Raw genomic sequence first — 15,053 nt, forward strand, 5'->3', positions numbered from 1 at the left:
AACGCCATCCCCCGTCGACCCATCGTGCTCGTGCACGGCACCCGGACGTCGTCCGCCATCTGGCGGCGACAGGTCGACGCGCTCGAGCGTTCCGGTCACCCGACCGTCACCCTCGACCTGCCGGGGCACGGTCGACGTGCGGGCGAGCGGTTCAGCCTCGCGGGCGCCCTGGACGCGATCGACCAGGCCGTCGACTCCTGCACCGAGCCGCCGCTGCTGGTCGGGCTCTCCCTCGGCGGGTACACGAGCCTCGCGTACGCGCGCCGGCACGAGGACAAGGTGGCCGGCGTGGTGCTGGCCGGCTGCTCGACCGAGATCAAGGGCAAGCCGCTGGGGGCCTACCGGCGCGCCGCCGACATGGTGACGCGCGCGCTGCGCCTCGGCGGCGCCGACTGGCACGTGGTGACCGACATGCTCGCCGCGATGACGGGCTACTCGCCGCTCGCGGACCTGCGACGGACCGCCCTGCCCGTGTGGCTGGTCAACGGCAGCCGCGACCCGCTGCGGATCGACGAGCGCCGGTACCGCGACGCACGTCCGGGCACCCGGCTCACGGTGGTGCCCGGCGCCGGCCACGACGTGAACGCCCATGCCCCGGTCGCGTTCAACCGCGTGCTCCTCGACGCGCTGCACGAGCTGCGCCACCGCAGCGGCGGGCTCGCACTCGCCTGATTTCGCACGTCGCTCTGTCGACGTCTTGCGGGGATCTGTCGGAAACCGTACGGTCTGACGGGTCACCCCAGGCACCGCACGCCTGACACGTCACTCCTCCGCGACCTCGCGTCCCGGGGGCCCACGGACAGAGAGGTCCGCGCGTGATCAGCACCGGTATGCCTTCCTCCAGCCTGCCCCGCACCCGACGGCTCCGAGCGGTCGCCGCCGGCGTCGCGCTCGCCGGCCTCGTCGCCTACGGCGTCGTCGCCGTGCCCAACCTCACGGGGACCCCGGCCTCGGCCGCCCCGCTGTCGCTCTCCCCGGTCGGCGTCCCCGGCCGCGGCGCCACCGTGCCGTTCGTCGAGCAGGAGGCGGAGGACGCGGCCACCAACGGCACGCTCATCGGGCCCAACCGGCTCTACGGGACGCTGCCGTCCGAGGCCTCCGGCAGGCGCGCGGTGACGCTGGACGCGGTCGGCGAGTACGTCGAGTTCACGCTCACCAAGCCGGCCAACTCGGTCGTCTTCCGGTACAGCCTCCCCGACGGCCCCGGTGGGGCCGCACGCAACGCCACCGCGGACGTGCTGGTCGACGGCACCAAGGTCAAGGACCTCCCGGTCACCTCGCGGTACGGCTGGTACTACGGCGGCTACCCGTTCAACAACAACCCCGGCGACACCAACCCGCACCACTTCTACGACGAGGTGCGCACCAAGCTCGCGACCACCTACCCCGCCGGTGCCAAGGTCCGCTTCCGGGTGTCGTCGCTCGCGCAGTCGCCGACGTTCACCGTCGACCTGGCCGACTTCGAGCTGGTGGGCGCCGCGATCGGTCAGCCCGCCGGTGCGATCAACGTGGTGACGGACTTCGGTGCCGACCCCACCGGCGCGGCCGACGCCACGCAGGCGATCCAGAACGCCGTCAACGCCGGCTCGGCCCAGGGCAGGACGGTGTACGTCCCGCAGGGCCGCTTCAAGGTCACCGGCCACGTGATCGTCGACAAGGTCACGCTCACCGGCGCCGGCCAGTGGTACACCGAGCTGACCGGCGCCGGTGTCGGCATCTACGGCAAGTACGTCGGGCAGGGCGGACCCAGCACCAACGTCACCGTGAGCAACCTGGCCGTCCTCGGCGAGGTGATGGAGCGCAACGACAACGACCAGGTCAACGCGTTCGGCGGGGCCATGAGCGCCAGCACCATCGACTCCGTCTGGATGCAGCACACCAAGGTCGGGGCGTGGATGGACGGCCCCATGGACCACCTGACCATCAAGAACAGCCGGATCCTCGACCAGACCGCCGACGGCATCAACTTCCACCTGGGCGTGACCAGCTCGGTCGCGACGAACAACTTCATCCGCAACACGGGCGACGACGGCATCGCCGAGTGGGCCGAGACGCCCGAGCGGAACAACTCGTTCACGTTCAACACCGTCGTCCTGCCGATCCTCGCCAACAACATCGCGATCTACGGCGGCACCGACATCACCGTGAGCGACAACGTCGTCGCCGACACCATCAGCAACGGCGGCGGGATCCACATCGCCAACCGATACCCGGGCGTGCAGGGCGCCGCGGCGATCGGCGGCACCATCACGGTCGCGCGCGACACGTTCATCCGGGCCGGGAACTCCGACTACAACTGGCAGTTCGGCGTCGGTGCCCTGTGGTTCTCGGCGCTCAACGAGCCGATGAACGCGACCATCAACGTCACCGACGCCAACATCCTCGACAGCTCCTACGCCGCGATCCACTTCATCGAGGGCTCCATCAAGACGGTCAACTTCACCAACGTCCTCATCGACGGGGCCGGGACGTTCGCGATCCAGGCGCAGTCGGCCTTCGTCGCGAACTTCCAGAACGTCGTCGCCAAGAACATCGGCAACGGCAACCCCATCTACAGCTGCCAGGGGTCCGTGAACACCGGCATCACCCTCGTCGGCAGCCAGAACTCGGGCTGGTACACCGCCAACCCGTACTGCGGCCCGTGGCCGACCCCGGTCTACGGCGGTGGTGCGACGAACCCGCCGACCACCCCGACCACGCCGCCGGTCACCCCGACGACTCCCCCGGTCACGCCCCCCGCCTGCACTGTCGGCACCGGCGACCTGGCCCGCGGCAAGACGACCACGGAGACCAGCCACAACCAGTCGTACGGCTCCGCCAACACCGTCGACGGCAACCCGGCCACCTACTGGGAGAGCGCCAACAACGCGTTCCCGCAGTCGGTCACCACGGACCTGTGCGCCACGGCATCGGTGCAACGGGTGGTGCTCGGCCTGCCCAGCGGCTGGGGTCAGCGCAACCAGACGCTGTCCGTCCAGGGGTCGACCGACGGCACCTCGTGGAGCACGCTCGCCGCGTCGAGGTCGTACAGCTTCGACCCGGGCGCCGGGAACACGGTGAGCATCCCGTTCACCGCAGCGAACGCGCGGTACGTCCGCGTCACGGTCACCGCCAACACCGGGTGGCCGGCCGCGCAGCTGTCCACGCTCGAGGTCTACGGCACCGCGGGGACGACCCCGACCCCGACGCCGACCCCCACCGCGACGACCCCGCCCGCGAGCACCAACCTGGCGGCGGGGCGCCCGGCCACGGGCGCGTACGCCGACGTCTACGGGCCGGGCAACGCGGTCGACGGCAACGCGAGCAGCTACTGGGAGAGCCCGAACAACGCGTTCCCGCAGCCGCTCACCATCGACCTGGGCGCATCCAAGAGCCTGTCGCGGCTGGTCCTCAAGCTGCCTCCGGCCGCCGCCTGGGCCACCCGGACCGAGACGCTGACGGTGCTGGGCAGCGCGGACAACAGCACCTGGACGACGCTCAAGTCGTCCGCCGGGTACACGTTCGACCCGAGCAGCGGCAACACCGTGACGGTGACGTTCCCCGCGTCGTCCGCCCGCTGGCTGCGGCTGAGCGTCACCGGCAACACCGGCTGGCCCGCCGGTCAGCTGTCGGAGGTGGAGGCGTACACCAGCTGAGCACCGGGTCCGGGACGGGCGCCGCTCGCGCGCCCGTCCCGCACCTCGCTCTCGGGCAGGCACAGTAGGGGCGTGGACCCCGCGCAGCTCGCCGACGCCTCGCGGCTGCGCACCCGGGCGACCGTGCTGCACGCGGACGCCGACTCGTTCTTCGCCGCGGTCGAGCAGCGCGACAAGCCGTCCCTGCGGGGCAAGCCCGTGCTCGTCGGCGGCACCGGACCACGGGGAGTCGTCTCCACGGCGTCCTACGAGGCGCGCCGGGCGGGTGCGCGCTCGGCGATGCCGATGAGTCGCGCGCGCCGGCTCGCCCCGGCGGCCGCCGTGCTGTTCCCCCGGTTCGAGGCGTACTCGGCGTACTCGCGGATCATCATGGCGACGTTGGGGACGCTCTCGGAGCTGGTCGAGCCGCTGAGCATCGACGAGGCGTTCGTGGACCTCGAGGCCGGTCCGTTCGCCGACGACCCCGCGGCCGCGGCCGCCGACGTCCGCGCCCGGATCCGCGAGCTCACCGGGCTCGCCGTGTCCATCGGCATCGGCCGCACCAAGCTGGTCGCCAAGCTGGCGTCCGACGCCGGCAAGCCGGACGGGCTGCTCGTCGTCGAGCCCGCCGCGGAGGACGACTTCCTGCTGCCGCTGCCCGTCCGGGCCGTGCCCGGCATCGGCCCCGCGACCGCCGCCGCGCTGGAGCGACTGGACGTCCGCACGGTCGCCGACCTGCGCCGCCAGGAGCTCGACGTCCTCACCATGACCGTCGGCGAGTCGTCGGGGGTCAACCTGTTCCGGCTGGCTCGCGGGATCGATCCGCGGCCCGTCGCCCCCGGCGGCGAGCGCAAGTCCGTCGGCGCCGAGCGCACGTTCGCGGAGGACATCTTCGGCGCCGAGCTGGTCGCCGCGGCGATCGACCGCGTCACCGACGAGGCCCTGCGCCGGCTCACGGCGCACGGCGGCGGGGCCCGGACCGTCGTCGCCAAGGTGCGGTTCGCCGACTTCACCACCCTGACCCGCTCGGTGACGCTCCCCCAGCCGTCCGCCGAGCCCGCCGAGCTGCGCGCGGCCGCGCACCAGGCGGCGCGGGCGGCGGGCATCAGCGACTCCGTGCGGCTGCTGGGCGTCTCGTTCCACAACCTGTCGGCGCACGCGCAGCTCACCCTCCCGTGGGGCGACGACGAGCCCGCGGCGGCCGTGGTCGAGCTCGCCCAGGTGGTGGCGCCCACGTCGGCGGTCCTCACCGAGGAGAACGCGCGGCCCGGCCTGGACGTCGAGCACGCGACCCTCGGCCGCGGCTGGGTGGTGCACGTCCGCGGGCGCGAGGCCACGGTGCGGTTCGAGACGGTCGACTCCCCGCCCGCCCGGTCGCAGGTGCTGGACCTCGACACCGACCCGCTCGTGCTGGTGCCGCCGCTCGTTCCGACGCTCGACGCGTGACCTCGGTCAGTCGGCGGCGCGCTCTCGGCCGTCGAGCCGGATCTTCCACGGCGTCACCGTCTCCACGACGAGGTGCGACCCGCTCCAGGGATCGCGCGCGAGCGTCGCCCGCACCTCGTCGACCGACGCGGCGTGCACGGCGTGGACCACCCGGAGCTCGTCGACCAGCGGACCGCCGAGCACCAGGAAGCCGGACGCCACGAGACGGTCCATGAACGCCGCGTGCTCGGGCCAGCCCTGCTGCTGCTCGAGCGGCTTGGAGGCGTCCCACGCGGGACCGGACCGGGTGAGCACGACCAGGAACATCGCCATCCCCCTGTTGTACCGCGCGGCGCCGTCAGGAGGGCGCGGTCAGCGCCTCGACCCTGGTCACCAGCTGGGGCCACGAGCGCCGCGGCGGCACGCCATGGCCGGCGCCGGGAAGCACCAGCAGCTCGGCGCCGGGGATCTCGCGGGCCAGCGCCTCGCCGTGCGCGAGCGGGAAGAGCGGGTCGTCGTCGCCGTGGACGACGAGCGTCGGCGCCGCGATCCGACCGAGCCGGTCCCGCCAGGGCGGACCGGGGTCGACGAGGTACGGGTTGGCCGTGCTGGCCCGCACGTCCCGCGACCGGTCCACGGTCCGCTGCGCGATCACGCGCGCCAGCTCCTCGTCGTAGCCGCCGCGCTGGAACGGGCGCTCGAGCTCGGTGAGGTAGTCGACGACGGCGGCGCGGTCGGTCCAGTCGGGCTCCCGTGGGCTCTCGTCGGCGAGCTCCGGCGCCATGCCCGGCAGGCCACCGGAGCCCGGCGTGCTGCTCACCAGCGTGAGCGCCGCGACCCGGTCCGGCCGGCTAAGTGCGAGCAGCTGGGCGACGACGCCGCCGCCCGAGACACCCAGCAGGTGGGCGCGGGCGAACCCTTCGTCGTCCATGAGCGCGGGCACGTCCGCCACGGTGTCGGCCGTCGTGTAGCCCGGCTCTCCCACGGGCCACGTGGTGGACCGGCCCTGGTCCCGCGCGTCGTAACGCAGCACCCGGTGCCGACGCGCGAGCAGCTCGACCAGCCCGTCGGGCCAGTGCACGAGGCTGCAGCCGGCCCCGTGCACGAGGACCAAGGGCTCGCCGGCGCCCTGCACGTCCACGCACAGGCGCACCCCGTCGGCGACGTCGACGAAGCGCTCCGTCACTCGAGCGCTCGCCGGCTGCGACGGTCGTTCTCCTTCTCGATCGCCGACACCAGCTCGTCCTTGCTCATCCGCGAGCGTCCGGCGATCTCGAGCTCCTTCGCCACGTCGTACAGGTGCGCCTTGCTCGCGTTGGCGTCCACGCCGCCCGCCGTCGGGGCCGTCGAGCCGAACCCCTCCTCGGCGTGCCGGTCGGACGGGCCGTACTCCTGCTTCGGCCGCCAGCTGTCGCCGACCTTCTCGTGCGTGTGCTTCAGCGCGGCGAACGCGACACGGTGCGCGCGCTCCTCGTCGCCGTCGTACTGCTCGATCGCCGCGTCGTACGCGTTCGCGTACGTCCGCTGCGCCTTCTCGTCGGAACGCTGCAGGGTGCTCGGCAGCTCGCTCTGCTTGGCGGCGCCGGAACGGGTCGTCTTGGGCACACCACGATCGTGGCCCCGCCGCCCCGGCGCCGCCAGCGCAGCTACTTCGCCTCGGCCTGCGCCTCGTCCGCCGCCGCCTTGATCTCGTCGGCCTCGGCCTTGTCGATGGCCTTCTCGACGATGGCGTCGGCCTTGTCCAGCGCCTTGCGGATGGCGACCGCGCCCGGGTCCGAGACGAGGGCGACGATGCCCGAGTGCCCCGGAGCGATCGCGTCCTGCAGCTCCTCCGCCAGCCCCTTCCGGTTGTGCAGCTCGCGCGCCTTGCCGGTCGCCGCACCCACAGCGCCCAGCACCGCCGCGCTGCCGATGATGGACGGCGGGAAGATCAGGCCCAGCGCGACGCCACCGACGACGCCCCACGACAGGCCGCGCCGCGTGCTGTGGTCCGTGGCCTTCTGGATGTCGAGCTTGCCCTCGGCGTCGCGCTTGACGACGATGACGCCCTCGATGTCGAGCGTCTTGCCGTCCTCCACCGACTTCAGGGTCTCGTAGGCCGCCCACGCCGTGTCGGTGTCCGTGAAGTCGGCCACGAAGAGGGTGTAGGCGCCGTCACTGAGTGCGGCGACGACGTCGGTGGGCTGGTCGTCCGACATGAAGTACTCCTTGGTCCGTCCGGAAGTCGCCAGGATTGCGACGGATCGACCGTATCCCCCAGAACGCCCGGAACACACGGCCCCGACGCCCGAGTTCGCTGTACGGATGTGGGTGGCATGCGGTCTGATCGTGTCGAGCGGCCCCGCCCTGCGGTCGCTCCGACTGGAGGACCCGATGGCGACGATCGTCTCCACCCTGTTCATCTCCCTCGACGGCGTCGTCGAGATCGACCCCGCCTGGCACTTCCCCTACTTCGACGAGCACATGGGTGCCGCGGTGGCCGAGGACTACGAGGGCGTCGACCTGCTGCTGCTCGGGCGCGTCACGTACGACAGCTTCGCGGGCGCCTGGCCCGGCCGGGAGGCCGCCGGCGGCGAGGACGCGACGTTCGCGGCGCAGCTGGGGGACGTGCGCAAGGTCGTCGCCACGCGCGGGTCGCAGGACCTCGGCTGGCGCAACGTCGAGACCGTGCGCGGCGAGCTCGTCGAGGCGGTCACGGCGCTCAAGTCCGAGCCCGGCATCGGCAAGATCCTCGTGGCAGGGTCGATCTCCGTGGTCCGCCAGCTGCTCGCCGCCGGGCTGCTCGACGAGCTGCGCCTGCTGGTGCACCCGGTGGCCGCCCGGCGCGGCGAGCGCCTCTTCGACGAGGGCGAGCCGATCTACCCGCTGCGGCTGCTGCGGTCGGACATCTTCCCCACCGGCGTGGTCCGCCTCGTCTACGCACCCAGCGAGGCGCCGGGTACCGCGTCGTACGACGACGTCACCGACAAGGTCCCCGGCGCCGGTAGGGACTGAGGTGGTGTCGACCACCTGGCCCCAGGCGCTCGCCTGGCGGATGGGCCGCCAGCTGCTCGACCCGGTGAGCAGCGGGTCCGCCGCAGACGTCGTGCGGGCCCTCGGAGCGGTCCCGGGCCAGCACGACGACTCCTCCGAGCTCGCCCTGCGCCTGCGTCGCACGACGTCCGGGCCGGACGATCTCGCCCGCGCGCTCGCCGAGGGGGAGCTGGTCTCGACGTTCGCCTTCCGTGGTGCCGTCCACCTCATGACCCCGCACGACGCCGCGGCGTACCTCGCCCTGCGCGCCTCGAGCCGGATGTGGGAGCTGCCCAGCTGGCAGAGCTACTACGGACTGGCCCCCGCCGACTGGCCCGGGCTTCGTGCGGCGGTCCGGGAGGCCCTCGCCGACGGCCCGCTCACGTTCATCGAGCTGGGTGCGGCCCTCACCGCGCACGCCGAGTTCCGCACGGTGCCGATAACCTGGACGCTGCTCAAGCCGCTCGCCTGGCAGGGCGACCTGAGCTTCGGCCCGCGGCGGGACGGGCAGGCGACGTTCCAGCTCCTCGACACCAACCCTCGGTGGAGCGGCCTGGCCGAGGTCGACCAGGCCGGGCGCCGCGCCGTCGAGTCGTACGTCCGGGCGTACGGCCCCACGACGGCGGACCAGGTCCAGCAGTGGCTCGGCGGGGGGCTCGGCGCCGGCCGCAAGCACATCCGCGGCTGGCTGGCCGACCTCGGCGACCGCCTCACGGAGGTCGACGTGGACGGTGCGCCCAGGCTCCTCCTGCGGGACGACGTCGACGCGCTCCTCGCGACGCCGCCCAGCACGGCCGTCCGGCTCCTGCCCCGGTACGACCAGTGGGTGCTCGGACCCGGCACCGCCGACAGCCAGGTGGTGCCCCCGGCGCACCGCGACCCGGTCAGTCGAGGCGCGAACGTCGTCCTCGTCGGCGGCCTGGTGAGCGGCACCTGGGCACGGACCGACACCGAGGTCGTCGTCACCTGGTTCCCCGACACGCCGCCGGGCCCGCGGGACGCGCTGGACGCCGAGGTGGCGCGGCTGGCCACGATCGTGGACCGCCCGCTGCAGCTGGTCGTCGGCGAGGCGTGATCCCACCGGTGTTGACGGGCTCGCCGTCGTCGTGGTGATCGCGCAGGACCAGGAGCGCGGTTCACCCAGGGACACGAAAGCCCCGACGCGCGTTTCCGCAGGTCAGGGCCTTGGTGTTCGCTGTCTCAACGAGTGTCCGGAGGGGGACTTGAACCCCCACGCCCTTTCGGGCACTAGCACCTCAAGCTAGCGCGTCTGCCATTCCGCCACCCGGACAGGTGGACCGCAAGGCACCCGGAGGCGCCCTCAGGTGCGGCAGAAAAGATAGCACGGCGCGGCGGCCAGGCACGCATCGCGCCCGCGGGGCAGACTTGCCGCAGACGCCGGGACCGGACGTCACCGGCCGTGATGCAGGGAGCCCCATGACCGACGCCAGCAGCTCGACCGGACGCAGCACGCCCGGCCCTACGGCACGCAAGGTGGCCGGTGCCCGGCGCAACCCCAGTGCGTACGGCGTCGAGCACACTGCGCCGCGGTGGCTGCGCAACGCGGCCGGCACCTCGTGGCGGCTGCTGGTCGTCATCGCGATGGTCGCGCTGATCTTCTACGTGACCGGTCGGGTGCAGCTGCTGTTCGTCGCCGTCTTCCTGGCGTTCGTGTTCACGGCGGTGCTGCGGCCGGTCGTCGACTTCCTCGCCCGCTCGATGCCGCGGGGGCTGGCGACGGCCCTCGCGATCCTCGGCGGCATCGTGTTCTTCCTCGGGCTGCTCACGTACGTCGGGTACTCGATCGCCAACCAGTGGACGGACCTGACCAAGCAGTTCGGCGACGGCATCGGCCAGATCACGGACTTCCTGGAGAACGGGAACCTGCCGTTCACCATCACCAACGAGCAGATCGCCGAGTGGATCAACAACGGTCAGAAGTGGGTGCAGGACCACGCCGGTGACCTGGCCGGCCAGGCCGCGGCCGGCGCCGGCTCGGTGGTCGAGGTGTTCACCGCCCTCGCGCTGGCCATCTTCTGCACGGTGTTCTTCCTGGCCCGCGGCCGCGAGATGTGGACGTGGTTCCTCAACCAGCTGCCCGCCCGCGTGCGCGACAGCTGGAAGACCGCGGGCGGCGCCGGCTGGTACACGTTCTCCGGCTACACGCGCGGCACGGTGATCATCGCGCTCACCGACGGCGCCCTCGCCTTCATCCTGCTGACCGTCCTGCGCGTGCCGCTGTCCGCGCCGCTCGCGGTGCTCGTGTTCATCGGCGCGTTCATCCCGCTGATCGGCGCCCCGGCCGCCATGGTCATCGCGATGATCGTGGCGCTCGCCGCCAACGGCCTGGTCTCCGCGGCGATCGTCGGCATCGGCATCGCCCTGATCGGGCAGTTCGAGGGGCACATCCTGCAGCCCCTGGTGATGGGCAAGCAGGTGGCGCTGCACCCGGTGATCATCGCGCTCGCCGTCACGGCCGGAACCCTCACGGCGGGGATCCTCGGCGCCGTCATCGCCGTCCCGCTGGTGGCGGTCTGCTGGGCGATCTTCTCGCGGCTGCGCACGCTCGACCCCCCGATGGACGAGGAGCAGGCGTCCGACGACGTGGAGCCGGTCGAGGACGCGCAGCAGCTCGACGACGACGAGGCCGTCAAGCAGCCCTGAGCGTCACCGGAAGTCCCGCGACGCCGTCCGGACCTTCAACGACATCGCGCTCAGGTGCTCGGCCACCAGGTTGGTCGCCCCGTCCGACCGCTCCAGCCTGCCCCGGACCACGAGGGCGCGTGACGTGCGGGCGACCTTGCGAAACTTCTGCCACAGCCCCGCCGAGCAGATGACGTTGAGCAGCCCGGTCTCGTCCTCGAGCGACAGGAACGTGATCCCGCCCGCCGTGCCCGGCCGCTGCCGGTGGGTCACGACGCCCGCGACCGCGACCCGGCGCCCGATCTCGTGGGTGTATGCCTGCTCCACCCGGAGCACCCCGGCCGCGTCGAGCCCGTCGCGGACGAACTGGGTCGGGTAGGAGTCGACGGAGACCCCCGTCGCCCAGACGTCCGCGGTCGCGATCTCGACGTCGCTCAGCCCCGGCAGCATCGGAGCGCTCACCCCCACCGAGACGCCCGGCAGCGTGTCCGGTCCCTCCTGCGCGAGCGCGCCCGCCGCCCACAGGGCCTCCCGGCGCGTGACGCCGAGGCTGTCGAGCGCGCCGGCGGTGGCGAGGGCCTCGAGCTGGCCGGTCGAGAGCTGCACCCGCCGGACCAGCTGCCGCAGGTCCGCGAACGGGCCGCGCGCGCGGCGCTCGTCGACCACCCGCTGCGCGACCTCCTCCCCCACCGACCGCACGGACGAGAGCCCGAGCCGGACGGCGAGCGACCGTGCACCGTCGCCGGTCCGCACCCCCGGTGCGGTCACGGGTCCGGTCCCGCTCGGTGTCGGCACCAGCTGCGGCTCGCCGCCCTCGGGGGGCGGACCCAGCCGCTCGACGACCGCCAGCACGTCGGAYGCCTGCACGTCCGGTCGCAGCACCTCCAGGCCGTGCCGACGGGCGTCGGCGGCCAGACTCTGCGGCGAGTAGAAGCCCATCGGCTGCGCGGCGAGCAGCCCCGCGTAGAACGCCGCGGGGTGGTACACCTTCAGCCACGCGCTGGCGTAGACCAGGAACGCGAACGAGTACGCGTGGGACTCGGGGAACCCGAAGTCGGCGAACGCCTTGAGCTTGTCGAAGATCTCCTGCCCGGTCTTCTCGTCGATCCCGTGCCCGGCCATGCCGGACATCAGCCGCCCACGCATCGCCTCCATCCGCTCGGTCGACCGCTTCGAGCCCATCGCGCGCCGCAGCTGGTCCGCCTCCGCCGGCGTGAAGTCGGCGACGTCGATGGCCATCTGCATGAGCTGCTCCTGGAACAGCGGCACCCCCTTCGTCTTGGCCAGCGACTTCTCCAGCAGCGGGTGCAGGTACGTCACCGGTTGGCGGCCGTGCGCGCGCTCGATGTACGGGTGCACCGACCCACCCTGGATGGGCCCGGGGCGGATGAGCGCGACCTCGATGACGATGTCGTAGAACGTCCGCGGCTGCAGGCGCGGCAGGGTGCCCATCTGCGCGCGGGACTCCACCTGGAACACCCCGACCGTGTCGGCGGCGCTGAGCAGGTCGTACACCTGCGGGTCCTCGGCCGGCAGGCCGTGCAGGTCCAGCGCCCTGCCCTCGTGCTCCTGCACGAACCCGAAGCCGATGCGCAGCGCGGTGAGCATGCCGAGGCCGAGCAGGTCGAACTTCACCAGCCCCGCGTCCGCGCAGTCCTCCTTGTCCCACTGCAGCACCGTGCGGCCCGGCATCCGCGCCCACTCCACCGGGCACACCTCGATGACCGGCCGGTCGCACATCACCATGCCGCCCGAGTGGATGCCCAGGTGCCGCGGCAGCCGCAGGAACCGGTCGGCCAGGTCGATGACCTGCTCGGGGATCTCGTCGAGGTCGCTGGCCGCAGGCGGCCGGATCGCCGGGACGACGTCGTGCCCGTCCGCCGTCGCCAGGCCGGGAGTGTCCACGCCCTTCGGGGCGCGCAGCATCGAGGGCGGCTCCCACGTGTTGCCCCACATCGACGCCTGCGTGCGTCGACGGTCCTCGCGCGCGGTGGTGGGCACGGGACCGACATGGTCCACGTGCGGGCGCTCCCGTCGACCGGGTCCGGCGGACGGCTTCTCGGGCGGCGGGGTCGGCGCGGTCGACCGTAGGCTCCCCCACCGTTCGATCGACTGCGCCCACGCGTCCTGCTGCCCCGCGTCGTAGCCGAGCGCCCGCGCGGCGTCCCGCACAGCCGACCGCGGCCGGTAGGAGATGACGTTGGCCACCTGCGCGGCGTGCGTGCGCCCGTGCTTCTCGTAGACGTACTGGATGACCTCCTCGCGCCGGGCCGACTCGATGTCCACGTCGATGTCCGGCGGCCCGTCGCGCTCGGGGGCGAGGAACCGCTCGAACAGCAGCCCGTGCCGGACGGCGTCGACCGCGGTGACCCGCAGCGCGTAGCAGACCGCCGAGTTGGCAGCCGAGCCGCGGCCCTGCGCCATGATCCCGTTCCGCCGGCAGAAGTCGACCAGGTCGTAGACCACGAGGAAGTACCCCGGGAACCCGAGGTCCTCGATGACCCGCAGCTCGTGCGCCAGCTGTGCGTACGCGCCGGGGACCTTCTCCTTCTCCGGCGGCCCGTACAGCTCGAGGGCGCCGCGGCGGACCAGCTCGCGCAGCCAGGTGGCCTCGGTGTGACCGTCGGGCACCGGGTAGGGCGGCAGCTGGGGCGCGACGAGCGACAGGTCGAACGCGCACTCGTCGGCGAGGTCGGCCGCGGTCACCACGGCCGAGGGGTGCCGGCGGTGCAGCGCGAGCATCTCGGTGGCCGACCGCAGGTGCGCCATCGGGCCGCCCGGCAGCCAGCCGTCCAGGTCCTCCAGCGACGACCGGGCGCGCACGGCCGCGAGCGCGGCGGCGAGATCGGCGTCGCGGGGGGTGGCGTAGTGCACGTTGCCGGTGGCGACGAGCGGGAGCCCGGCGTCGGCGGCGAGGTGCGCGAGCGCGTCGGCGCGGTCGGAGTCGTACGGGTCGCCCGCCGCGGTGACCTCGACGGCCACGTTGTCCCGCCCGAACAGCGTGACGAGCCGGTCGAGCTCGGTCCGCGCCGCCTCGACCCCGCCCGGGCTGACCCCGGCGACGCCCGACAGGTCGCCGCCCGCGAGCGCGCGCCGGACCGACCCCTTGCGGCAGCCCGTGAGCACCAGCCACTGACCGGCGGCGGTCTCGGCGAGCTGCTCGAGCCGGTAGTCCGCGGCACCCTTCTGGCCCGTCCGCAGGTGCGCCTCCGCGATCGCGCGGGACAGGGCGCGGTAGCCGTCCGGGCCACGGGCGAGGACGAGCAGGTGCGACGCCCGCGGGTCCGGGATGCCGGTGGGGAGGTCGAGCACCGGCGGTCCCGGCGTGACCCGGGCCTTCTCCCGGTGGTGCCGCCGCCCGTCCGGCGCGGGCAGGTGCAGCTCCGCGCCGAACACCGTGGGCAGCCCGACCGCCTTGGCCGCCTGCGCGAACCGCACCACGCCGTAGAGCCCGTCGTGGTCGGTGAGCCCGAGCGCGCCCAGGCCGAGCCGGGCCGCCTCGGCCGCGAGCTCCTCGGGCTGGCTGGCGCCGTCGAGGAAGCTGAACGCGGAGTGGGCGTGCAGCTCGGCGTAGCGGGGCGGGAAGTGCGCGGCTCTCTCAGTCATAGGTCGCCTCGCACGTCCACCCGCTCGCCGTGCAGGCCAGGAGCACCGCGCGGCCGTCGTCGAACGTCACCTGCAGGTGCGCCCGCAGCCCCGGCCGGTCGTCGGCCACCACCCACCAGCGCTCGCTCAGCAGCCACGGTCCCGCCCACCCGACCACCGCCCGCGGGGCGGTGTCTGCGGACCACGCCTCGACCCGACGCGGACCGTCCGCCCGTCGCGCCCTCGAGCCCCGGGCACCTGACGGCCGGGCAACGACCGGGGCGTCGTCCGGCTCCCGCGGCAGCCACCGCACCCACGCCGGCTCGCCCCGCATCCCGCTGCGCACGTCGAGCACCACGGGCGCGCCCACGGCGTCGCGCACGTCGACCCGCTCGGGCGGGTCGAGCACCGTGGCCGGCGCGGGGTCGGGCAGCCGCCCCGGCCACGGTCGGTCCACCGGGCGCGCCGGTTCGGTCTGCTCGCCCCACGGCCGCAGGTGCACCTGGTCGCGCACGTCGCGGCCGCCCTGCAGGGTGGCGACGAGGATCCCCGCCCCGCCGACGATCCCCTGCACCCGGTCGAGCGCCCGGTGCGCGCGCAGGTCACCGCCGGACGGCCCGCCCCAGAGCCGGCCCTGCTCGGCGCCGGCCGGGGCGACGTCGAGGGCGGTGACCGCGAGGTGGACCAGCGTCACCGGCCGCGTCTCGTCGTCCGGCCACGGGGTGGTCGGCAGGTCGTCGTGCGCCCMCGGGTCCCGACCCGACGCGACGGCGT

At 73.5% G+C, this 15,053-nt stretch carries 11 protein-coding genes, 1 tRNA gene and 1 pseudogene; 6 read left to right on the forward strand and 7 right to left on the reverse strand.

Annotation, left to right across the window (positions count from 1 at the left end):
* Window positions 1–6 precede the first annotated feature (6 nt).
* From AC1DQC_RS12175 to AC1DQC_RS12185, 3 genes are all read left to right on the forward strand, one after another.
* Window positions 7–672 (forward strand): alpha/beta fold hydrolase, encoded by a 666-nt coding sequence (locus AC1DQC_RS12175; RefSeq protein ID WP_477051510.1) that lies wholly within the window; start codon window positions 7–9, stop codon window positions 670–672.
* A gap of 143 nt (window positions 673–815) precedes the next feature.
* The gene (locus AC1DQC_RS12180) at window positions 816–3,635 is read left to right on the forward strand and encodes a galactose-binding domain-containing protein (RefSeq protein ID WP_477051498.1); all 2,820 of its coding nucleotides are present in this window, start codon (window positions 816–818) and stop codon (window positions 3,633–3,635) included.
* A 72-nt stretch (window positions 3,636–3,707) separates the two neighbouring features.
* On the forward strand, window positions 3,708–5,060 hold the full coding sequence (locus AC1DQC_RS12185; RefSeq protein WP_477051499.1) for a DNA polymerase IV: 1,353 nt from the start codon (window positions 3,708–3,710) through the stop codon (window positions 5,058–5,060).
* A gap of 6 nt (window positions 5,061–5,066) precedes the next feature.
* Here the strand turns inward: AC1DQC_RS12185 and AC1DQC_RS12190 are convergent, their stop codons facing one another.
* Genes AC1DQC_RS12190 through AC1DQC_RS12205 form a run of 4 tightly spaced genes read right to left on the reverse strand, consistent with a single transcriptional unit; the run spans window position 5,067 to window position 7,237 of the window.
* Window positions 5,067–5,372: a YciI family protein gene (locus AC1DQC_RS12190; protein WP_477051500.1), complete on the reverse strand. Its 306-nt coding sequence runs from the start codon at window positions 5,370–5,372 to the stop codon at window positions 5,067–5,069.
* 25 nt (window positions 5,373–5,397) lie between these two features.
* Window positions 5,398–6,225, reverse strand: coding sequence for an alpha/beta fold hydrolase (locus AC1DQC_RS12195; protein WP_477051501.1), 828 nt, complete (start codon window positions 6,223–6,225; stop codon window positions 5,398–5,400).
* On the reverse strand, window positions 6,222–6,644 hold the full coding sequence (locus tag AC1DQC_RS12200; RefSeq protein ID WP_477051502.1) for a ChaB family protein: 423 nt from the start codon (window positions 6,642–6,644) through the stop codon (window positions 6,222–6,224). The genes AC1DQC_RS12195 and AC1DQC_RS12200 overlap by 4 nt, the downstream gene beginning before the upstream one ends.
* A 41-nt stretch (window positions 6,645–6,685) precedes the next feature.
* Complete coding sequence (locus tag AC1DQC_RS12205; protein WP_477051503.1) at window positions 6,686–7,237, reverse strand: DUF1269 domain-containing protein; 552 nt, start codon at window positions 7,235–7,237, stop codon at window positions 6,686–6,688.
* 175 nt (window positions 7,238–7,412) lie between these two features.
* On the opposite strand from AC1DQC_RS12205, the gene AC1DQC_RS12210 reads away from it, so the two are divergent.
* Both AC1DQC_RS12210 and AC1DQC_RS12215 read left to right on the forward strand, forming a co-directional pair.
* The gene (locus tag AC1DQC_RS12210) at window positions 7,413–8,033 is read left to right on the forward strand and encodes a dihydrofolate reductase family protein (protein ID WP_477051504.1); all 621 of its coding nucleotides are present in this window, start codon (window positions 7,413–7,415) and stop codon (window positions 8,031–8,033) included.
* A gap of 4 nt (window positions 8,034–8,037) precedes the next feature.
* The gene (locus AC1DQC_RS12215; protein ID WP_477051505.1) at window positions 8,038–9,126 is read left to right on the forward strand and encodes a winged helix DNA-binding domain-containing protein; all 1,089 of its coding nucleotides are present in this window, start codon (window positions 8,038–8,040) and stop codon (window positions 9,124–9,126) included.
* A gap of 133 nt (window positions 9,127–9,259) precedes the next feature.
* On the opposite strand, the gene AC1DQC_RS12220 is transcribed toward AC1DQC_RS12215, so the two are convergent.
* A tRNA-Leu gene (locus AC1DQC_RS12220) sits at window positions 9,260–9,342 on the reverse strand.
* Window positions 9,343–9,488: 146 nt separating this feature from the next.
* On the opposite strand from AC1DQC_RS12220, the gene AC1DQC_RS12225 reads away from it, so the two are divergent.
* Window positions 9,489–10,715: an AI-2E family transporter gene (locus tag AC1DQC_RS12225; RefSeq protein WP_477051506.1), complete on the forward strand. Its 1,227-nt coding sequence runs from the start codon at window positions 9,489–9,491 to the stop codon at window positions 10,713–10,715.
* Window positions 10,716–10,718: 3 nt separating this feature from the next.
* On the opposite strand, the gene AC1DQC_RS12230 is transcribed toward AC1DQC_RS12225, so the two are convergent.
* Both AC1DQC_RS12230 and AC1DQC_RS12235 read right to left on the reverse strand, forming a co-directional pair.
* Complete coding sequence (locus tag AC1DQC_RS12230; protein ID WP_477051507.1) at window positions 10,719–14,300, reverse strand: error-prone DNA polymerase; 3,582 nt, start codon at window positions 14,298–14,300, stop codon at window positions 10,719–10,721.
* A pseudogene (locus tag AC1DQC_RS12235) lies at window positions 14,293–15,053 on the reverse strand (DNA polymerase Y family protein); the annotation flags it as partial. The pseudogene AC1DQC_RS12235 and the gene AC1DQC_RS12230, both read right to left, overlap by 8 nt.

The sequence above is a fragment of the Cellulomonas sp. P4_H12 genome (assembly GCF_056400905.1).